This is a genomic window from Curtobacterium sp. VKM Ac-2852 (assembly GCF_013205045.1).
Taxonomy (GTDB): domain Bacteria; phylum Actinomycetota; class Actinomycetes; order Actinomycetales; family Microbacteriaceae; genus Curtobacterium; species Curtobacterium flaccumfaciens.
Genome location: NZ_JABMLI010000003.1, coordinates 670,731 through 691,116, shown reverse-complemented (window position 1 = coordinate 691,116; position 20,386 = coordinate 670,731). Strand labels below are relative to the sequence as shown.

General features: G+C 72.9%; 19 protein-coding genes. 6 read left to right on the top strand and 13 right to left on the bottom strand.

From position 1 onward, the window contains the following. The first annotated feature begins 277 nt into the window (after window positions 1-277). Window positions 278-1,102, top strand: coding sequence for a helix-turn-helix transcriptional regulator (locus tag HQQ79_RS14380; protein WP_071247038.1), 825 nt, complete (start codon window positions 278-280; stop codon window positions 1,100-1,102). A gap of 61 nt (window positions 1,103-1,163) precedes the next feature. Here the strand turns inward: HQQ79_RS14380 and HQQ79_RS14375 are convergent, their stop codons facing one another. The 6 genes from HQQ79_RS14375 to HQQ79_RS14350 all read right to left on the bottom strand — a co-directional run bounded on the left by HQQ79_RS14375 (window position 1,164) and on the right by HQQ79_RS14350 (window position 6,221). Beyond that, entirely contained in the window at window positions 1,164-1,670 is a 507-nt protein-coding gene (locus HQQ79_RS14375) for a hypothetical protein (protein WP_231495687.1), read from the bottom strand. A gap of 229 nt (window positions 1,671-1,899) precedes the next feature. Beyond that, the gene (locus HQQ79_RS14370) at window positions 1,900-2,289 is read right to left on the bottom strand and encodes a hypothetical protein (RefSeq protein ID WP_173035120.1); all 390 of its coding nucleotides are present in this window, start codon (window positions 2,287-2,289) and stop codon (window positions 1,900-1,902) included. 139 nt (window positions 2,290-2,428) lie between these two features. Next, window positions 2,429-3,241 (bottom strand): fructosamine kinase family protein, encoded by an 813-nt coding sequence (locus tag HQQ79_RS14365; RefSeq protein WP_173035118.1) that lies wholly within the window; start codon window positions 3,239-3,241, stop codon window positions 2,429-2,431. Window positions 3,242-3,332: 91 nt separating this feature from the next. Continuing rightward, complete coding sequence (locus tag HQQ79_RS14360) at window positions 3,333-4,067, bottom strand: response regulator transcription factor (protein WP_173035116.1); 735 nt, start codon at window positions 4,065-4,067, stop codon at window positions 3,333-3,335. After that, window positions 4,055-5,269, bottom strand: a complete 1,215-nt coding sequence (locus HQQ79_RS14355; protein WP_173035114.1) for a sensor histidine kinase — start codon at window positions 5,267-5,269, stop codon at window positions 4,055-4,057. Before HQQ79_RS14355 ends, HQQ79_RS14360 begins: the two co-directional genes overlap by 13 nt. Before the next feature lie 103 nt (window positions 5,270-5,372). After that, a complete protein-coding gene (locus tag HQQ79_RS14350) occupies window positions 5,373-6,221 on the bottom strand; it encodes a LysR family transcriptional regulator (protein ID WP_071247027.1) in 849 nt (282 codons plus the stop codon). Between the two features lie 71 nt (window positions 6,222-6,292). Here HQQ79_RS14350 and HQQ79_RS14345 point away from each other — a divergent pair, with 71 nt between their 5' ends. From HQQ79_RS14345 to HQQ79_RS14335, 3 genes are all read left to right on the top strand, one after another. Continuing rightward, the gene (locus HQQ79_RS14345) at window positions 6,293-7,198 is read left to right on the top strand and encodes a DMT family transporter (protein WP_083404362.1); all 906 of its coding nucleotides are present in this window, start codon (window positions 6,293-6,295) and stop codon (window positions 7,196-7,198) included. Window positions 7,199-7,322: 124 nt separating this feature from the next. Further along, complete coding sequence (locus tag HQQ79_RS14340) at window positions 7,323-8,909, top strand: long-chain fatty acid--CoA ligase (RefSeq protein WP_173035112.1); 1,587 nt, start codon at window positions 7,323-7,325, stop codon at window positions 8,907-8,909. Window positions 8,910-8,951: 42 nt separating this feature from the next. Then, window positions 8,952-9,821 carry a UbiA family prenyltransferase gene (locus tag HQQ79_RS14335; protein ID WP_173035110.1) on the top strand — a complete coding sequence of 290 codons (870 nt, stop codon included), beginning with the start codon at window positions 8,952-8,954 and terminating at the stop codon, window positions 9,819-9,821. 67 nt (window positions 9,822-9,888) lie between these two features. On the opposite strand, the gene HQQ79_RS14330 is transcribed toward HQQ79_RS14335, so the two are convergent. The 5 genes from HQQ79_RS14330 to HQQ79_RS14310 all read right to left on the bottom strand — a co-directional run bounded on the left by HQQ79_RS14330 (window position 9,889) and on the right by HQQ79_RS14310 (window position 15,281). Next, the gene (locus HQQ79_RS14330; RefSeq protein WP_367948105.1) at window positions 9,889-11,082 is read right to left on the bottom strand and encodes an FAD-dependent oxidoreductase; all 1,194 of its coding nucleotides are present in this window, start codon (window positions 11,080-11,082) and stop codon (window positions 9,889-9,891) included. Window positions 11,083-11,167: 85 nt separating this feature from the next. After that, window positions 11,168-12,397 carry an acyltransferase gene (locus HQQ79_RS14325; RefSeq protein WP_173035108.1) on the bottom strand — a complete coding sequence of 410 codons (1,230 nt, stop codon included), beginning with the start codon at window positions 12,395-12,397 and terminating at the stop codon, window positions 11,168-11,170. A gap of 424 nt (window positions 12,398-12,821) precedes the next feature. Next, a complete protein-coding gene (locus tag HQQ79_RS14320; RefSeq protein ID WP_071406544.1) occupies window positions 12,822-14,120 on the bottom strand; it encodes an NAD(P)/FAD-dependent oxidoreductase in 1,299 nt (432 codons plus the stop codon). Between the two features lie 102 nt (window positions 14,121-14,222). Continuing rightward, the gene (locus HQQ79_RS14315) at window positions 14,223-14,771 is read right to left on the bottom strand and encodes a dihydrofolate reductase family protein (protein WP_071406543.1); all 549 of its coding nucleotides are present in this window, start codon (window positions 14,769-14,771) and stop codon (window positions 14,223-14,225) included. Between the two features lie 21 nt (window positions 14,772-14,792). Then, on the bottom strand, window positions 14,793-15,281 hold the full coding sequence (locus tag HQQ79_RS14310; RefSeq protein WP_173035106.1) for a hypothetical protein: 489 nt from the start codon (window positions 15,279-15,281) through the stop codon (window positions 14,793-14,795). 82 nt (window positions 15,282-15,363) lie between these two features. Here HQQ79_RS14310 and HQQ79_RS14305 point away from each other — a divergent pair, with 82 nt between their 5' ends. Beyond that, the gene (locus HQQ79_RS14305; protein ID WP_173035104.1) at window positions 15,364-16,143 is read left to right on the top strand and encodes an alpha/beta fold hydrolase; all 780 of its coding nucleotides are present in this window, start codon (window positions 15,364-15,366) and stop codon (window positions 16,141-16,143) included. Between the two features lie 71 nt (window positions 16,144-16,214). Further along, on the top strand, window positions 16,215-16,919 hold the full coding sequence (locus HQQ79_RS14300) for an alpha/beta hydrolase (protein WP_173035102.1): 705 nt from the start codon (window positions 16,215-16,217) through the stop codon (window positions 16,917-16,919). A gap of 60 nt (window positions 16,920-16,979) precedes the next feature. Here HQQ79_RS14300 and HQQ79_RS14295 read toward each other — a convergent pair whose 3' ends face one another. Beyond that, window positions 16,980-17,993: a LacI family DNA-binding transcriptional regulator gene (locus tag HQQ79_RS14295; protein WP_111058031.1), complete on the bottom strand. Its 1,014-nt coding sequence runs from the start codon at window positions 17,991-17,993 to the stop codon at window positions 16,980-16,982. Window positions 17,994-18,128: 135 nt separating this feature from the next. Then, on the bottom strand, window positions 18,129-20,324 hold the full coding sequence (locus HQQ79_RS14290) for an acyltransferase family protein (protein ID WP_173035100.1): 2,196 nt from the start codon (window positions 20,322-20,324) through the stop codon (window positions 18,129-18,131). Window positions 20,325-20,386: the final 62 nt, after the last annotated feature.

Here is a 20,386-nt window from a genome sequence, read left to right as displayed (position 1 = left end):
CTCGCACCGGATGGGCGACGCGGCGGGCAGGTGCCGTGCTGCTCGCACCCGGTAGGCCCGCCGAGGTGGTGGTACCGGGGCGGATGGCTCCGGTCGTCTGCGCCCGCGGAACACCCACGCCTCAGACGACACGAACCGCACGCCCGTCGCCACCGGGTTGGCTGCCGCCAGCACCGAGATCTCCACACCGAGGCGGAGCGCTGTGGCCCGGGTGAGAACGAACACCACGTGAACGCAGCGGACACGACACCTGTTGTCCGGATACGGTCGACGCACGATGACGACCGAGCGCGACGACGCACGACGGACGGCCGTGCTGCTCCCCGGGGAGCGGCTGGGGCTGGCGCTCGACGAGCGGTGCCCGGAGTTCACGGAGCTGCTGCTCGCGCCACCGTTGCACGGGATCCGACCCGACGGGCACGACTGGCTCCGGCGTCGGTACGAGCAGATCGTCCCGCTCGTGCTCCCCGCGGCACTGCGCGCGGTCGAGCGTGGGGAACCACTCGATCCGGAGTGCCTGGTCCGGCTCCGCGAGGTCGCAGCCGCCAGCGCCGACGATCCGCAGGTCGACGTCTCGGTCGTGCTCCGCGGCGCCCTGCCCGCGATCCGTGTCTTCGCCCTCGTCATGCACACGGCCACCCGCGAGCACGCGACGACGATCGACCATGCCGGCCGGACGATGCTCGCGATGAGCCGGGCATCACTCGTGGCGCACGAACTCGGCTCGTGCTGGGCGGAGGCCTGGGCGCAGCACCGCGGAGGGGCGTCGGCGGACGCGACGACAGCACTCGGCACCGACGACATCGACCTGGTGGCGTCGGCGCCCGGCCTGGACGAGACCGAGGAGCGGATGCTGGCGCTCGCCGCCCGCGGGCTCTCGAACGACGCCATCGCCAAGGAGACCGCCTACAGCCGACAGGCCGTCGCCTGGCACCTCGGCCGGCTGATGAAGTCCTGGAACGCACCGAACCGGACGGCGCTGGTGTCGGTCGCCTTCGTCCGGGGTTGGATCCGGTCTCGGAGGGACTTCAGGCTGGCTGCACGCAACCGGCCGTCGGCGATCGAAGCGGCGCGGGCGGACGACGACGCTCCCGGACGCTGACAGCACCGGCGACGCCCCCTGGGACCGAGGTCCCAGGGGGCGTCGCCGACGAACGGAGGAGTCAGCCGCCGTTGACGTGGATGACGTTGTCGATGCGCTCGATGTTGCCGAACACACCCCAGTTCAGCCAGCCGCCGTCACCGTTGTTGGTGACCTTGCCGGGGCCCTTGAACCAGTAGATGACGTAGTTGCCACCCTTGATGTCGATCGACTGGGCGTCCGCGACGTCGCCCTCGACGGTGATGTCCTGGTTCTTGTTGACCACCGCGACGGTGAGGCGGTCGGGGTTGCCGGCGTTCCAGTAGCCGACGTCGAGCGCCGCCTGCACGGCACCGCCACGATCGCTCTGGTCGTTGACGGCGTCCTTGATCGCATTGACGATCGCGACCGGGTCGAGGTTGACGTTGACGTTGCCGCCGACGGACGACGAGGTGCTGGGCGGCGCGGGCTCGGCGGCCTGCGCGGGGGCTGCGACGAACGCCCCGGCGATGACGGCGCCACCGAGGGCGGTGCCGGCGAGGAGCTTCACGGACTTGCGCTTGAACGAGTTCATGATCGTGTTTCCCATCTCTGCAGTGGTGACCCGTTCGGGTCGTCTTGCTCGGACAGGACCCAGCCTGCGTGCGCTCCGACGCGGATGCACGGGATGGGGCTCGACGTTGGTCGATCGTCTGACGATCCGGACCACGCCCGGATTTCGTGCTCAGCGACACCTCACGCCGTCGGCTGTGCGTGAGGTGTCGCTGAGCACGTGAGAAGGCGTCCGAGCGCCCCGCTCCGCTCGGTCGCGCTCTCGGTCAGCGGGGCAGCAGGATCTGCACGATCGCGACGACCACGAGCGCCGCGATCGGGACGCCCGCGATCCACGCGCCCGCCCGCATCTGCGTCCGACGGATCGTGGGCGGTGCGTGCGAGGACCGCGCGAACTCGGTCGCGGCCACGAGCTCCGGCGCCGCTGCAGGCGGAGCGGGTTCCGGCTGGGGGCGGTCGTCCTCGAACGCCGGGACCTCGACCACCAGGTCGGCGGGGTCCGGGCGGCCCGGGAGCTTGTCGTACGCGTTCGTCACGGGGCCTCCTCGTCCGGCGTTCTCCGACCAGTATGCGGCCCGGGCGGCACTCGGTGAGCAGGAGATGTCGAGTGCGGTCGCGGCACCCGACGTCTTCTGCTCACGAAGCTTCCGCAGCACCGCGTGCTGCCCCCTCGCACGGTGCGAGGGTGCGGTCTGCCGTGGTGCGAGGTTCCGCACTCGGTGCGAGGCACGCGGGGTCGCACGGAGTGTGGAACCTCGCACCGTTCATGCGGCGCCCCTCGCACGGTGCGAGGGGTCAGGCGTACCGCTGCGCTGCTCGGAGTGCGGCCCCGGTGTACGAGCCGCCGAACAGGAACACGTGCAGCAGCAGCGGCGCGAGCTGGTGGAGCTCGACGCGCTCCTGCCAGCCGTCGGCCAGCCGTGACTCCCGGTCGTAGGCGGCGAGCACCGTCTCGAGCCGGGGGAGCCCGAACAGCCCGAGCAGTGCCAGGTCGGTCTCCGCATGCCCGCCGTGGGCGATCGGGTCGATGAGCACGGCGCTGGTCGGTTCGGACGAGTCCGTCGGCCAGAGGACGTTGCCGGCCCACAGGTCGCCGTGCAGGCGCGCGGGTCCGTCCCCGACGAGCGCGGGCTGCGGCGACCCGAGCGTGCCGTCCTGCACGCGCGAGGCGACCCGTTCGAACACGGCGGCCTCGGCGTGGTCGAACCCGCCGGCGTCGACGATGCGGCGGACGAAGTCACGGATGCGGTACTCGGCGAAGAACTCGCCCCAGGTCGTCGGTGCCCGATCGGCCGCGACGAACGGCGTGCGCGAGCGGCCCATCCGCAGCGCCGCACCGCGGGTCCACCCGGTGGGCGGTGCACCCCAGTGATCGGCGCCGGCGGCGTGCGTGTGCGCGAGGGAGCGGCCGAACCGCTCCGCCTGGGCGGCGGTGGGGGAACCGTCGGAGATCAGCTCGAGGTCGAGCACGGTCGGGGTCGGGCGCCCCAGCACACGGGCGATGCGGGTGCCTCCGGTGTCCTCCGCCTCGGCGAGCCAGGCGAGCCCGGCGGCTTCGGCTGCCGCTTCGTCCGCGGTGGTGAACGTCTTCACGTGCGTCTCGGCCATCGGCCCATCCTGCCGAGGGGGCACCGTCGACCGTTCAGCCGACGGTCACCCGGTCACCCGGCGACCCGGTCACCGGTCACCCGGCGACCGGTCACGCGCTCGGCTCTCCCCGCCGGGCCGCGTGCACGACGAGTGCCAGCTGCACCCGGTTCTCGACGCCGAACTTCTCGTACACGTGCCCGACGTGCGTCTTCACGGTGGCCAGGCCCACGTACAGGTCGGCGGCGATCTGCGCGTTGGACGCCCCGTTCGCCACGGCGAGCGCGACCTCCCGCTCCCGCTCGGTCAGCAGGGCGAGGAGCCGGCGCTCCTCGGCTCCGTCCGGAGCGGCGCCGGCCCGAGGCCCGGCCGGTCCGCCGCCAGGACGACCGGCTGTCTGGTCCGAGCGGGGCCCGGCCGCGAACGCGATGACCCGGTCGAGCACGGACGGGGACAGGATCGAGCGCCCGGCCGCGACGGTCCGCACGGCCTGCACGAGTTCGTGCGGCGGGGTGTCCTTGAGCAGGAACCCACGGGCGCCGGCCTGCAGCGCTCCGAGCACGAGGTCGTCCCCCTCGAAGGTCGTCAGCACCAGGACGGCCAGGTCGGGTCGTCGGCGCAGTTCGCGTTCGGTGGCGACGAGTCCGTCGCACCGGGGCATCCGGATGTCCATGAGCACGACGTCGGGCGCGGTCGACGCGATGACGCCCTCGGCCTCGAGCCCGTCGCCCGCTTCGCCCACCACCACCAGGCCGTCGTCGCCGCTGAGCAGCATGCGGAGCCCGACGCGCACGAGCTGGTCGTCGTCGACCAGGACGACGCGGACGGGAGCGGTCACGGGGTCCACGGCAGCACCGCCTCGACCACGTGCACGCGTCCGTCGTCGCTGCCGGCGCGGAAGCTCCCGCCGACGAGACGGGCGCGTTCGGCGAGCCCGCGCAGGCCGTGCCCGGCCGTGTGCCGGGAGTCGCCCGCGGGCGCAGGTCCGGCGGCCAGCGTGTTCGAGACCACCACCCGGATCGCCGGGCCGGGGACGGTCTCGACGACGACGTCGACGAGCTCTCCGGGGGCGTGCCTGCGGGCGTTCGTCAGCGACTCCTGCACGATCCGGTAGGCGTGTCGCCCCACGGCCGTCGGCACCGCCGTGCCGTCGGTGTCGATGCGCGCCCGGACGGTCGCACCGCCGGAACGCGCCTGGTCGAGCAGGCCGGGCAGGTCGACGAGCGTCGGCTGCGGAGGCGCGGTGCCGGTCACCTCGTCGGCGCCGTTCGCCGCGGGGTCGCGCAACACCCCGAGGACGTCGCGCAGGTCGGTGAGCGCGGAGTGCGCCTCGGCCCGCACGACCCCGGCCGCCGCGGCGGTCTCGTCGGGGGTGAGCCCCGGACCGCGGTACTCGAGCGCACCGGCGTGCAGCGCGACCAGGGACAGCCGGTGGCCGAGGACGTCGTGCATCTCGCGGGCGATGTGGGCGCGCTCCTGCTCGCGGGCACGGTCCTCGCGCAGCTGCTGGTCGCGTTCGAGCAGGGCCGCGCGCTCGCGCAGGGACAGCAGCAGGGCCCGGCGCTGTCCGATCCCGATGCCGATCGCGACGAGCAGGGCGATGCCGACGAGGCCCACGAGCATGATCTGCCAGAGCGGCATGTCATCCACGGGGGGTGCCAGGACGACGTCGTAGAGCAGTGTGGCGCCGAGCAGCACCGCGCCGGCGACGGCGAGTTCCACGGCTCGACGCCGGGTGGCGAGTGACACGAGGGAGAGTCCGGCTGCGCCGACGGCCAGCGTCGACACCGAGCTGAGGGCGCCGATGACGACCGTGATCACCAGCGGTGCCCGGTGCCGGAACGGCAGGAGGACGAGGGCGACCAGACCGGCCCCCACGTCGCCGAGGATCAGTGCGCCGACGTGCAGGTCGCTCCAGCCGCGGGTGTCCATCGACGGCCACACGAGCCCCGCGGTGAGGAGCCCGGTCAGGGCCGCGACGGCGACACGCCAGGTCTGGGACCACACACGCTGCCCGAGCGGCACGGCGGGGAGCGCGGTCGAGGTCATGCCCCGAGCCTAGGGAGCCGTCGGGACGAGCGGATCCGCCGAAGGTCGGAGCTGCCGGAGCTGCCGGAGCTGCCGGAGCTGCCTGACCAGGGGACCGTCCGTCTCAGACCGCGTCCACCAGTGCCCGCGCCAACGGGTGCCACGCACGGGACGACGGGCCGCTCAGCACCAGGGTCCGTTCGAGCCGCCGGGCCATCGGGATCATCACGAGGTCGGGCGGCAGCATCCCGCGGCCCAGGGTCGGCACGATCGACACACCCTCGCCCCGCTGGATCATCCCGAACATCGTGCTCATCTCCCGTACCCGGTGGGCGTAGCGGAACGGGCGGCCGTCGAGCTCGTGCAGCTTCTGGACCTGGTACTCGCAGCCGCCGCCGCCCGCCACCAGGCCGTCCTCGTGCAGGTCGTCGAGGGTGAGCGCGGGCAGCTCGGCGAGGGGGTGGTCACGGCGGATCACGGCGGCCATCTCGTCCCGCGCCACGACCACGCCACCCGCTGGTGCCGGCGACGGGTCGACGAGCACGGCGGCGTCGACGGTGCCGGCCTCGAGCCACTCCGGCATCTCGTCGTCGTCGCCCTCGTAGACCTGCACGTCGACGTCCGGAAGGGTCACCGCCCACAGCTCGCGGAGCCGCGGCAGCAGGCCCTGGCAGACGGTGGGGACGGCGGCGAGGCGCACGGTGCCGCGCGCCGTGGCGGGCCGGACCACCGCCTCCAGGGCTTCGACCGAGGCGAGCACGCTGCGGGCGTGGGCCAGCAGGCGGTCGCCCAGCGGTGTGGCGGCGGCGACCGTGCCGCGGCGCACCACGGGTCCACCGACCTCGCGTTCGAGCCCGGCGACGGCGTGGGACACCGCGGACTGCCCGACGCCCAGCGCGGCGGCCGCCGCGGTGAAGGACCCGGCGTCGAGCGTGGCGACGAACGCGCGCAGTTGCTGGACCGAGACGGTCATGCGTCCTCCTCATGTCGGCATGAGCCCCATGCGTTTGCCGCATGTCACTCGCTGGTCCGACACTAGGCCACGTGAACGCCCTCCTCTACGCCCTCGTCGCACTGACCTGGGGCTCGAGCTTCCTCTTCGCGAAGATCGGCCTCGACGGACTCGCCCCGCAGCAGGTCGCCACCGTGCGGACCGTGCTCGGTGGGGTGACGCTCGTCGTGGTGCTCCTGGCGACCCGTCGCCGGTGGCCCCGGGAGCCACGCACCTGGGCGCACCTGGCGGTCGTCGCGGTGTTCCTCAACGCGGTGCCGTCGTCACTGATGGCGTGGGCCGAGCAGACGGTGCCCTCCGGGCTCGCGAGCATCTACAACGCGACGACGCCGATCATGACGCTGGCCGCGCTCGCGGTGCTCGTGCCGTCCGAACGGCTGCGCGGACGGCAGGTGCTCGGGATCGTGCTCGGCATCGTCGGGGTGCTCGTGCTGGTCGGCCCGTGGGACGTCCTGACCGACCCGGAGGTCCTGGCGAGCGTGCCGGGGCAGGTCGCACTGCTCGGCATGACGGCGTCCTACGGCATCGGGCTCGCCTACCTGCGCCGGGTTGCCGTGGCGAGCGCGTACGACCCGGTCACGCTCGCGACGGTCCAGCTGACGCTGGCCTCCGGGATGCTCCTGCTGGTCGCGCCCGTCATCGCGACCGGTCCGGTGCAGCTGGACGGGAGGATCGTGGCCGCGATGATCGCGCTCGGTTGCGTCGGCACGGGGCTGGCCTACGCCTGGAACACCCGGCTCGTGCAGGCGTGGGGCGCCGGCCGCGCCTCCACCGTCACGTACCTGACGCCTGTGGTCGGGGTGGCGCTCGGAGTTCTCGTGCTGGGGGAGCGGGTGCGGTGGAACGAGCCCGTCGGCGGACTCGTCGTCCTGCTCGGCATCGCCCTGGCGTCCGGGGTGCTCCTCCGTCGGCGGGAACCTGCGGCGTCCGCTGCCTGACCGGTCCGCCGGGTCGAGCCTGCCTGACCGGTCCGCCGGGTCGAGCCTGCCTGACCGGTCCGTCGGGTCGAGCCGTAGGATCGGCGGTGACGACGACGAGGTCGTCGCGAAGACGGAGACCGGCATGCACGACACCCACACCACCCGCGCGACCGCCTCGGTCGCAGCCATCCTCGCCGAGTCGGCGGCACGCTACCCGGACGACGTCGCCGTCATCGTGGGCGACGTCCGCACGACCTACGCCGAGCTCTGGACGCAGACCCTGGCCTACGCCGGGGCGCTCCGCGCGCGGGGCGTGACCGAGGGGTCGAAGGTGGCGATGCTCGTGCCGAACGTCGCGGACTTCCCCCGCGTCTACTACGCCACCCTCGCCCTCGGCGCGGTGGCCGTGCCCGTGCACGCGCTGCTGAAGCGTCGCGAGATCGAGTACGTCCTGCGCGACAGCGGCGCGACCCTGCTCGTCTGCGCTGCCCCGCTGCTCGGTGAGGGCGCCGCCGGAGCCGAGCTCGCCGGGGTCGACGTCGTGACCGTGCTCGCGCCGGCGACGACCGACGACGGGTCCGCGGCCGGCCCCGACCGGCTCGAGGCCCTGGCAGCGCAGAGCGAACCGCTCGACACCTACGTGCCGCGGCACCCGTTCGACACCGCCACGATCCTGTACACGAGCGGCACCACCGGCCAGCCCAAGGGAGCCGAAGGGTCGCACTTCGCGCTGCTCGAACAGGTCAACACCAACCTGATGACCACGTTCGACATGCACCGCGGGGACGTCCTGCTCGGCGCCCTGCCGCTGTTCCACACGTTCGGGCAGACCTGCACGATGAACACCGGGTTCCGGACCGGCGCGACGCTCGTCATGCTGCCGAAGTTCGACGGTGACACGGCGCTCGCCGCGATGGTCGAGCACGGCTGCGGCATCTTCATGGGCGTCCCGACGATGTACATGGCGCTGCTCGACGCCGCGACCCGGTCCGAGGCCCGTCCGACGCTCCGGTACGCGATCTCCGGCGGAGCCTCGCTGCCGCTCGCGGTGCTCGAGCGGTTCCAGCAGGTCTTCGACGCGCCGATCCACGAGGGGTACGGGCTGACCGAGACCTCGCCGGTCGCCACCTTCAACCACGTCGGGCAACCGCCGCGCCCCGGCACCATCGGCACAGCGGTGTGGGGCATCGACGTCGAGATCGCCGACCCCGAGGTCCGCGACGCGATCGTCATGCTGCCGCACGGCGAGATCGGGGAGCTCGTGATCCGCGGCCACAACCTGATGAACGGGTACCTCGACCGGCCCGAGGACACCGCCGAGGCCATCGTCGACGGGTGGTTCCGCACCGGCGACCTGGGCACGAAGGACGACGACGGGTACCTGACGATCGTCGACCGAACCAAGGACATGATCATCCGCAACGGCTACAACGTGTACCCGCGGCAGGTCGAGGAAGTGCTCGCCACCCACCCCGACGTCGCGATGGCCGCGGTGTTCGGCGTGCCGCACGCGGTGCACGGACAGGAGGTCGAGGCCGCGGTGGTCCTGCACGCCGGCGCGTCCGTCGAGCCGCAGGTCCTGGTCGACTTCGTCGCCGCCGAGATCGCCGCGTACAAGTACCCGCGGGTGGTGCACGTCCTCGACGCGTTGCCGCTGGGCCCGAGCGGCAAGGTGCTCAAGCGCGAGCTCGTCGACCGGTTCGGCGTCGAGGTGACGGCCGTTCCGTGAGCCCTGCCACGACCGCGCAGGCGCGATCCGTACGCTGACCGGGTGACCGCCAGCCGTACCCCGTCGACCGCGCGTCTGCTGTTCGCGTCGTCGCACCCCGGCCCCACGGTCACCGTGACCGTCCTCGCCGCGGTGATCGCCGCAGCCGTCGGACACCCCGTGTGGCTCGTGGTGCTGGTGGCGCTGACGGTCGTCGCCGGGCAGCTGTCCATCGGGCTCGCGAACGACTGGATCGACGCGGACCGCGACCGAGCCGTCGGGCGGAGCGACAAGCCCGTGGCCCGCGGACTCATCGCGGTCGGCACCGTCCGTGCCGCCGCGTACGCCACCGCCGGGATCGCCGTGGTGCTCTCGCTGTTCCTGGGGCCGGTCGCCGCCCTCGCGCACCTCGTGCTGGTCGCCGCGGGGTGGGCCTACGACGCCGGCCTCAAGCGTTCGGTGTGGTCGGTGGCGCCGTTCGTCGTCGCCTTCGGGCTGCTGCCCGTCGTGTCCGTCGCGGCCGGGCCCGAGGGGCAGTGGCCGGTGTGGTGGGCGATCGCCACGGGGGCCGTCTTCGGCATCGCGATCCACTGCACCAACGTGCTGCCCGACCTGGTCGACGACGCCGCGACCGGGGTCCGGGGCTTCCCGCACCGGCTCGGGCTCCGCGGCGCGGGGATCGTCGCGTTCGCCTCGCTCGTCGTCGCGGCCGCGCTGGTGCTCGGCGGACAGGTGCTCGGCGACGACCCCGTCCGGGGTCTCGGCGTCGTGCTCGCGGTCCTCGGTGCCGTCGTGGTGGCCGTGCTCGCCGTCGTCGGCGTCCGGTTGGTGCTCGCGGGGCGCGCATCACGCACCCTGTTCCGGCTGGTCATCGCGTCGTCCCTCGTGCTCGTCGTCGAGCTCGGCTTCGCGGGAGCGCGACTCGTCGCCTGACGACGCGGAACACGCTGCGCCTCCGCGCAGACACGCGTCTGCGCGTCTGCGCGCCGGACGCGAGCCGTCAGGCCCAGCGCATCGCGTAGAGCCGGGCCAGGCCGTGCGCGGTCGGCAGGGAAAGGGCGGTCCGGAGCAGCGCCTCCCGGCCGGTCGCCGTGACGGGGCCGAGCGGACGGCCCAGTGCCATGTTCACCTCGGCCTGCCGTGCCGCGCGTCGGGCGGCCGCCTGGCGGCGGGCGGCGTAGCCCGGCCACGGACCGGGGACGCCGGTGCGGACGGCACCCACCAGCAGGGGCGCCAGTTCGGCGACGTCGAGCCACCCGAGGTTCATGCCCTGCCCGCCGATCGGACTGATCTCGTGGGCGGCATCGCCGACGAGCACGACCCGGCCGACGCCCACCCGGTCGGCGGCGCGGCGGCGCACCCGGAAGCCGCTGGTCATCGAGCAGGTCGCGGGGTCCGGCACGACGCCGGTGCGCGCCGCGACGAGTGCGGCCAGGCGTGTGACGACCGCGGGGTCCGGCGTGCCCGTCCAGCTGCCTTCGGCCGAGGCGAACGCTTCGTCGTCCGGCACCAGGGCGACGTACCGGCGCCGCGCGCCCGGCAGCGGGAAGGACTCGACGACGCCGTCCGGGCCGACGTCGACCAGCGCGGAGGACCGAGCCGACGGGGCCTCGGGATCGGCGAAGTCACCCATCACGTAGCGGTCCGGGTACTCCCGGCCGGTCGTGCCGATGCCGAGCAGGTCACGGACGGCGCTCCGGGCACCGTCGGCCCCGACGACGAAGGCCGCACGGACCGTCACGGTGTCGCCGTCCGGTCCGGTCCCGGTGGCGTCGACGTGGTCGGGGTGCCGGGACAGTGCGGTCAGGGTGGTGCCGGTCCGCAGCGCGCTCGGTGCGCTGGCCCGGAGCCGGTCCCGGAGCAGGGACTCGGTGCGGTGCTGGTCGAGGGTGGCCACGTACGGGTGGGTCGGCGACGCGCGGTCGAAGCGCAGGGTGCCGATGGTCCGGCCGCGGCTCCTGGCGACGCCGGCGTGCACCAGCGACGCCTCGGCGAGCACCGCGGTGTCGAGGCCGATCGCGGCGAACGCGTCGAGGGACGGTGGGTGGATGCCGATGGCCCGCGAACCGGTCGGCGGCTCGGCCCGGCGTTCCCACACCCGGACGTCGACGCCCCGCGCCGCGAGGAGTGCCGCCAGGAACAGCCCGACGGGGCCGCCGCCGACGACGAGGACGTCGACGCGTTCGATGGGCACGCCGCTGAGCCTACGGTGACCGTTCGCCGCCGCGTTCAGTGAGCAGAAGGCGTCGGGTCAGCGGGCCGTACTCGACGTCTTCTGCTCACTCGATGCGCTGCGCGGGCGCGGGCGTGGTCGCCGGCGCGGCGTGGGCTGCCGCACTGCGACCCGCTCGGACCCGTGCGCGGAAGCGCTCGACGGGGACCTCGACGGCGTAGGCGGCGCCGATCGACACGATCACCACCGCGCCGACCAGGCCGACCGTGCCCCAGGGGCCGATCGCGAAGGTGCCGAGCAGCGCGATCACCAGCGGGTGCCAGAGGTACGCCGAGTACGAGACGCGGCGGCCGAACCACGACACCGGCATCCAGGCCAGGGCGGCGGACACGGGGGAGCGGACCGAGACCAGCCCGCCGATCGTCACCGCCGCGATCAGCCCGGTCAGCGGCAGCACGATGCCGAACGTCGACGCGTGCTGCGTCCAGTCGTCGTCGATCCAGAGCAGCACCCCGACCAGCAGCACGAGACCGAGCCAGGTCGCCACGTGCCCGAGGACCCCGGCGGCCCACACGCGCACCCGTTCGTCGTCGAGAACCAGTGCCAGCCCGCAGCCGATCGCGAGCGGCACGACCCCGAGCACGGGCGAGAAGTAGACGTCGGGTGTGGCACCGCCGCTCGGGCTGCGGTAGCTCGCCCACGACACCGCCGAGGCTCCGACTACCAGGACGCCGAGCCCCGCCAGGAGCCAGCGACGCCGGACCCGGAGTGCGGCGAGCAGGACCAGCACCGGTGGCCAGACCAGGTAGAACTGCTCCTCCATCGACAGGCTCCACGTGTGCGCGAACACGCCCTGCGAGGTGTCCCAGAAGGCACGGAACAGGTTGCCCGTGTAGGTCAGCGCGATGAACGCCGCTTCACCCGACGACAGCGAAGCGCCCTTGTAGTCACCGACCCAGTTCCAGAGCAGGAGCCCGACGACGACGAACGCGAGCAGTGCCGGGTACAGGCGGAGCAGCCGCTTCACCCAGAACGAGCCGAGGCGCACCCGCCCGGTGCGACGCCGTTCGCCGAGCAGCAGCGTCGTGATGAGGAAGCCGGACAGCACGAAGAACACCGTCACACCGATGAAGCCGCCCTCGAACTGCGGCACGTGCAGGTGGTACAGGACGACGACCAGGATGGCGAGGGTCCGGAGTCCGTCGAGCGCGGGTGCGCGGTGCGTCAGCGGGGGTGGCGGAGCCTGCTGCGTCCCCGCCCCGGAGTGCGCCGGGGCGGCCGGACGGTGCTGTGTCTGCGCCTGTGTCGTCGCGTGCGTCAGCGTGGTCGTCGCCATGGTCCCTCCCCGCGCTGCTCGGTTGCGTGTCGCCGACCAGGGTCCTCCTCGCGGGTAAGAGGAGTCTCAACGAGCGGGGTGCACGAGGCTCGTCAGGGCCGATGTCGAACGACAGTGTCGACGTCGCACGACAGCGACATCGTCGTTCGTTGCACGCGCGCAATGTTGCGAAGCGCGCGCAGCGACCATGTCGCTGTCGCACGACAGCGTCATCGTCGTTCCGCGTCGGCCGGCCCCACGGTCCCGGCCACGCGTCGGCGCCAGCCCCGCGCACCACGCGCCAGCCTGGAGGCCCGTGGCCGGCCCGCACCGCGCCTCCAGGCCGTCGCGCCCCGCGTCCACCGCACGCACACCGTGAGCAGGAACGGTCGGGTCCGACGTGCGGACCCGACCGTTCCTGCTCACCAAGTGGGAACGCGCGCGGCTACTCGGCCTTCTGCAGCTGCCAGGGGTCCGGCTCGCGGTCGCCGTTCGGGCGCACCGGGCGCACGTCGCCGACGATCGGGATCGAGCGCTTCCGCATGAACCACACGTAGCGGACGAAGAAGTGCGTCAGCGTCGACATCCGGTTGCCGGCGCCGAGCAGGCTCGTGATGTGCACGAACACCCAGGCCAGCCAGGCGACCGGGCCGACCATCGTGATCCCGCCGCGCAGCTGGGCGACCGCGGCGTTCGTGCCGATCGTCGCCATGGTGCCCTTGTCGAAGTACTTGAAGCGCTCGGTGGCCTTGCCCTCGAGCAGGCGCACGATCTGCCGCGCCGAGTGCCGTCCGCCCTGCAGCGCGGGCTGGGCGAGCTGGGCGAGGGCGTCGTCCTGCGCCGCGATGTCGCCGGCGGAGAAGATCCGCTCGGCGCCCTTCACGCTCAGGTCGTCGTTCACCTGGATGCGGCCACCGTGGGTCTGCGGCAGGCCCCAGCCGGAGACCTCCTTGTGGGCGGCGACGCCGGTCGCCCAGATCACCTGCGACGCGGGGATGAACTCGCCGTCCGCGGTCATCACGCCGTCGCGCTTGACCTCGGAGACGCCGGTGTTCAGCCGCAGCACGACACCGCGCTTGCGCAGCACCTTGGCGGCGTAGCGGCGCAGGCGCGGGGCGAACGGCTTGAGCAGCTCGCCGCTGCGGTGCACGAGCGTGATCGAGATGTTGCCGCGTTCGATCTCCGGGTACGCGCCGACGAGCGCCTGGTCGCGGAGCTCGGCGAGCGCGCCGGCCATCTCGACGCCGGTCGCACCGCCACCGACGATCACGATGCGGATCTCGTCGGGGCCCTGGTTGGCCGCCGCTTCTTCGAGCCGGGTGAACAGCTCGTCGCGGATGCGGAGCGCCTGCGAGCGGGAGTACATCGAGTACGCGTACTCGTACGCACCGGGGGTGCCGAAGTAGCTCGTGTTCACGCCGTTGGCGAGGATCAGGTAGTCGTAGTGCAGGTGCTCGCCGTCGGACATCTCGGCGATGCGCTCGTCGGTGCGGATGCCGGTGAGCAGGCCGTGACGGAACTCGGCATTCGACTGGCGGGCCCGGAGCGAGCGCAGGAAGTACGTCACGTCGCCGGCGTTCAGGCCGCCCGTCGCCACCTGGTACATCAGGGGCTGGAACATGTTGTAGACGTGGCGGTCGACCAGGGTCACCCGGACCGGCGCATCGGCGAGCTCGCGCATGGCGGCCACACCGGCGAATCCACCGCCGACGATGACGACGTGCGGGCGGGTGTCCTGGGTCATGCTTGCTCCGGTGTTCCTCGGGTGCGGATGGTCACCATCGAGGGTACGCGCGGTTTGCCGGGGCGCATGACGGGTGGGGCCGGGAGGCCCGTGGTGCGTCCGTCAGGCGTCGAACCGCCCGTAGGTGTTCAGCACGTTCCCCTTGCTCGTCACGGTGCTGTCGACTAGACGCAGGCGCGTGGGCGGATCGGTCGGTTCGAACAGTCGCCGGCCACGGCCGGCGATCGCCGGGTGGATCATGAGCTGCAGTTCGTCGAGGACCCCGGCGAACAGCAGGCTGCGGACGAGCGTGACACTGCCGCACACGGCGATGTCCGCACCCTCGCGCTGCTGCAGATCGCGCACGAACGCGGGGACGTCGCCGGGGATCCGCGTGCTGTTCTGCCAGGTCAGGTCGTCGCCGAGCGTGGTGGAGGCCACGTGCTTCTCGATCGGGTTGATCCACTGCCCGAAGGGGTCCTCCGGGTGGGCCGGCCACCACTCGGACCACTCGAGGTAGCTGTTCCGGCCGAGCAGCACGGTGTCGGTGCGGGCCATGAAGGCACCCATCCCGGCGCCGAGCTCGTCGTCGAAGCTGTCGTACTGGAACTCGTAGGGGTCCTGCACGACGCCGTCGACCGACGTGAACAGACCGGCAGTGGTCTTCCGCATGGGACGGATCGTACCCGCCGTTCAGCTCCCGGTGCCGTACCCGGGGGCCTGGCCGGTGCCGTTGCCCGGGACCCGGTTCGTGCCGGGCACCTGCGTCGTCGACTGCGTCCGGTCCGCGCCGATCGCGTGGCCGATGGCGAACCCGACGCCTCCGCCGACGAGCAGCGCGGCGAGCCCGACGATCGCGGCGAGGAGCGGCCAGAACCACGGGGGCTTCGGGCCTGCGCTGCGGCGGTTGGTCGGGCTCGCGGCGCCGGCTGCGGCTCCGTACCAGGGGGTGGTGCCGTTCGGGGCGGTGGAGTCCCAGCCGCCCGGGGTCGTGGCGCCGGCGTCCGCGCGGTACGGCTGCTGCTGCTGCTGCTGCTGCTGCTGCTGTTGCGACGCGGGGGCGTCGAGCGTGGAGGTCGACGTCGGGGTCGGGGCGGCGCCCCAGCCGGTCGGTGTCGTCGCCCGGTTCGCCGGGTCGGAGCCGTCCGGTTCGTGGCCGTTGGTGGGAGTGGTGTCGCTCATGCCAGGAGTGCACACGGCGCGGCTGTGTGCGGCCGATGACGAGGCTGACCCGGTGCTGCGAACCGCCGCGTAGCCTCGGCTCGTGCGCGCTGCTGTGGAGACCGTCCGGATCGACGGGTTGCCCGTGCGCCTGCACGCGATGGCGTCGCGGCAACCGGTCCGCGACGACACCGACCCCACCGTCGTGTTCGTCCACGGCATCGGGATGTCGCACCGGTCCTTCGCTCGGTCGCAGCGCGCCGTCGCCGTCGCCGTCGAGCACCGCACGGTCAGCGTCGACCTGCCGGGGTTCGGCTGGCTGCCCGCGGCCGGTCGGCGGCTGTCGATCGAAGAGCTCGGCGACGTCGTCGTTCGGGCGGTCCGCCACCTGGTCGACGGTGACCTGGTGCTCGTCGGGCAGTCGATGGGTGCCCAGGTCGTGGTCGAGGCCGCCCGGCGCCACCCGGAGAACGTCACGGCGGTCGTGCTCGTCGGTCCGGTGATCGACTCCGAGCGGCGATCGCTCCCGCTGCAGGCGCTCGACCTGGGCCGCGACGGGTTCGTCGAGGGGGTCCGGATGAACGGCGTCCTGGTCACCGACTACCTGCGGAGCATGCGGCAGTACACGCGAGAGCTCAGACCGATGCTCCGCTACCCGACCGAGCAGACGATCACCGAGGTGACGCAGCCCGTCCTCGTCGTCCGCGGTGACCAGGACCCGATCGCGCGGCACGACTGGTCGGCTCGGGTCGCGGCCGCTGCGCCGAACGGCACCTTCGTTGAACTGGCCGGCCCGCACCACGTGCAGGAACGGCAGCCGGACGCCTTCGCGCGCCTCCTCGAGACGTTCCGCTACGCCGAGCGCCTGAAGGGGCTGCGATGACCCGGCCGGCCACGTCGGGGACGGAGGCGGCGCGGACGGCGCGATCCGGGCCTCCAGGCCGTGTCCCGCTGGTGCGACGCGCGTGGTGGGCCGCACTCGACTGGGGGTACGCCGCCAGGTGGCAGGTCCGGAGCCTCGGCCCGACCACCGCGGACGACTACCGGACCGGTGGCGGGCAGCCCGTCGTCGTGGTCCCCGGCGTCTACGAGACGTGGCACTTCATGCGGCCGCTGATGGACGCGCTCCACGACCGGGGGCACCCGGTGCACGTGCTGCCCGTCCTGCGGCACAACCTGCGGCCCGTGCCCGACTCCGCGCGCGAGGTGATCGCGACCCTGGAGGAACAGGACCTGCGGAACGTGCTCGTGCTCGCACACAGCAAGGGCGGACTGATCGGCAAGTACGCGATGACGCAGCTCGACCAGCACGAGCGGATCGACCGGATGGTCGCGGTGTCGACGCCCTTCGCGGGCTCGGTCTACGCGCGGCTCGCGCCGGTGCCGCACCTGCGGGCGTTCCGGGCGGCCGACCCGGTGCTGGCGGGGCTGGCACGGGAACTCGACGCGAACGCGCGGATCACCTCGGTGTACGGGGTGTTCGACACGCTCATCCCCGAGGGCAGCGAGCTCCAGGGGGCGACGAACGTGCGGCTGCCGGTGGGTGGGCACTTCCGGATCCTCGGCGATGCGCGGACGCGGTCGGCGGTGCTGGCGGCGGCGGACCCGGGTGGGGGCGGCGGCGGCTCCGGCTCCGGTTCCGGCGGTCTTTCGCGCTGAGCGACACGTCACGGGCGCGCGACTGCGTGAGGTGTCGGTCAGCGCGAAACGGCGGCGGCGTCAGCGCGGGCGGTCGGCGACGCTCGCGCGCTCGACGATCCGGTGCGGCACGACGACGGTCTCCGGCGCTGCCCCGCGGTCCGCGATCCGACGGGTCAGCAGGTCGAGCGCAGCCGTTGCGAACGCCCGACGGTCGAACGACACCGTGCTGAGCGACGGGATCGCGTACGCGGCGCCGTCGACGTCGTCGAACCCGATGACGCTGACCTGGTCCGGCACCCGGACACCGCGGGCGGCGAGCACGTGCAGCACCCCGAACGCGATCGAGTCGGTGAACGCGAAGACGGCGTCGGGCAGGGGGTGCTCGTCGAGCCAGGCCGCGAAGGTCGTCGCCGCGGAACTCGTGGTCCACGCCGGCAGCGGGACACGGAGCGACGGGTCGGGCGTGATGCCGGCGGCGGCGATCGCGGCGGCGTACCCGCGTTCGCGGAGCTCGCTGGTCGCCGTCGCCGCACCCTCGGGTGACGCCCCGACGATCGCGATGCGCCGGTGCCCGTGGGCGATGAGGTGTTCGGTGACCTGCTCGGCCGCCGCACGGCTGTCGACGTGCACCTGGTCGACGTGCTCGGGCTCGACCTCGCCGATGACGACGGTCGGCGGCAGTCCCTCGGTCGAGGCCAGGACGCTCGCGCTGAGCGACACCGGGTTGAGGATCAGCCCGTCCACCAGATGTGCGCGGGCACGGGAGACCAGTTCGCGTTCGCGGGCCGGGTCGTTGCCCGTTTGCTCGAGCTGCACGACCCAGCCGCGTTCGCGGGCGAGTTCCACGAAGGACTGCGCGAGTTCGGCGGAGTAGGCGCTGCCCATCTCCGGCAGTGTCAGCGCGATCGCTCCGGAGCGGCCGTTCCGCAGGCCACGCGCGGACAGGTTCGGCACGTAGTCGAGCTCGGCGACCGCGCGCTCGACGCGTTCGCGGGTTTCCGGGCGCACGACCACGCCGCCGTTGACGACGTTGGAGACGGTCTTCGGGGACACCCCGGCGAGGGCGGCCACGTCCCGCACGGTTGCGCGCATCGGGACGAGCGTAGCGCGGGCGCTGCCGGGCGGTACCCGGCGGTACCCGGCGGTACCCGGCGGTACCCGGCGGTACCCGGCGGTACCCGGCTGGCCGCTGAGGCCGTCGCGGCCGTTGCGGCCGTTGCGGCTACCTCAGCCGGCGACGGCGGCCTCGACCGCAGCGGTCACCTTCGGCTCCAGGAACGGCGCCATGGATCGTGCGTAGGTCTGCGTGACGTGTTGCACCTGTCGGTAGACGACGACGCCGCCGATGACCGAGGGGCAGGTGCCGTCGGCGCAGAACATCGCCGTGGAGTCGATCAGCGTGACGCCCGGAGTGGTCCGCGCGGCCTGCGCAACCGGGTCGTCGATCAGCGCGTCGGCCTCGGAGACGTCGCAGGCGGCGCCGTCGCCGTGCTGTTCGACGCAGCTCGGCACGTCGGACACGCCGCCGATGCCCGGGTCGGGGTTGTCGCGCAGGGCCACGATGCTCGACCCGGCCTGCTGCAGGCGCACCCAGGTCTTCGCGTACTGGCCTGCCGCGTCGTCGCGGACCTGGGGCGTCATCTCGTCGGCGTGCCGGATGATGCCGTGCGGCCACGGCGTGCGGGACATCGCGGCGACGAACACGACGTCGTACCGCTCCTGCTGCAGCCGCTCGAGGGTGTCGGCCTTCCAGGTGTTGCACGACGGGGTCACTAGTGCCCGGGTCATCGGGCAGCCGGAGTGCAGGTAGGTGGTGAGGCTCCAGTGCTTCGCCTTCGCGATGAGCTCGAGGGACGGCACGTAGTTGGCGGCGTGGGAGTCGCCGACGATCGCCAGCCGCACGGTGCCGTCTGGGTCGCCGACCTCGCAGCCCCGGACAGTGGTGTCGTCGCCCGCGATCTGGCACCCGGCGCCGGACTGGTCGGCGAACGCGTCGGACCCCGCCTGCACCGGGCTGGGCGTGATGTCGGCCGCGTCCACCTGCGGGCAGTCCGCCCCGGGCTGCATCGCTGCGGCACCGTGACAGGCTCGGCTGGTCAACGTGCCGTCCGCGGTGAGGGTGACCCCGGTGGCGGCGCCCGCGGTCTCCTCCCGCACCACCGACCAGTACATGCTGGCGGCGGGCACGGCGACGACGAGCATGCCGGCGATCGCGAGCACCAGGACGCCGCGGTGCCGCGGGTGCCGCGCACGCATGCGCTCGCTGGAGAACGCGATCACAGGCTGCTCGATCAACCGGCGCGAGAAGTGAGCGAGGACGAGCGCGACGACGAGCACGATGCCCTTCGCCCAGAGCGGGGTCGCTTCGCCCGTCGGGGTCCCGATCACGAAGGGCATCACGATCAGCAGCGGCCAGTGCCAGAGGTAGAGCGAGTACGACACGTCCCCGAGCCACTGCACGGGTCGCAGCCGGTACAGGAACGCCGGGCTCCACGCGGGCTCGGGCATCCCACCCGCGATGACGAGCGAGACCCCGATGATGGGGATGAGCGCCGTCCAGCTCGGGAACGGCGTCGACGCGTCGAACCGGAGCGCGGTCGTCGCGACCAGGACGAGGCCGGTCCAGCTCATCGCTGCCGCCAGCGCCGCGGGGATCCGGACGCGCTGCAGGCCGAGCCAGAGCAGGCCGCCCGCGGCGAACTCCCACGCCCTGGTCGTGGTGAGGAAGTAGGACGCCGGGGTGTGCGCCGTCGCCCAGATCGAGTACGCCAACGACAGCACGAACACGATGCCCAGCGCGACGGCGATCGCCGGAGCGAGGGACACACCGTTCCGGCGTCGGCGCCGGTACCGCACGAAGGCGCAGAACCAGAGGACGAGCGGCCAGACGGCGTAGAACTGCTCCTCGGTCGACAGCGACCAGAAGTGCTGCACGATGCTCGCGTCGGACGCCAGGGCGGAGTAGTCGACGGCGTTGCCCGCGAGCGCCCAGTTCTCGACGTAGAGCGCGCTGGCGATGATCTGCTCGGTGAAGTCCTTCCAGAGCGTCCGGGGGACGAACACCGCGGTCAGGATCACGGTCACGAAGAGCGTCGCCATCGACGCCGGCAGGAGTCGCCAGGCACGTCGAGCGTAGAAGGCCCGGAAGCTGAACCGGCCGGTGGCCAGCGGTTTCGCGATGTGCGCGGTGATGAGGAAGCCCGAGATCACGAAGAAGACGTCGACGCCGACGTAGCCACCGGGCAGCACCTCGGGGAACAGGTGGTAGAGCACCACCGCCCCGATGGCGATGGCACGGACGGCCTGGATCTCGAGTCGCAGCTTCCTGGTGTCGGCCGCACCACCCGGACGGCGAGCGTTGTGACGAGCACGGTGGCGCGCGACAGGAGCGTGTCGCGCTGCGCGCGCCGGCGCGACCGTCACGAGCTACCCCTTGCCTCACCATGCGCGGTCCCTACCGCGCGCCCCGAACATACCGCCGGGGA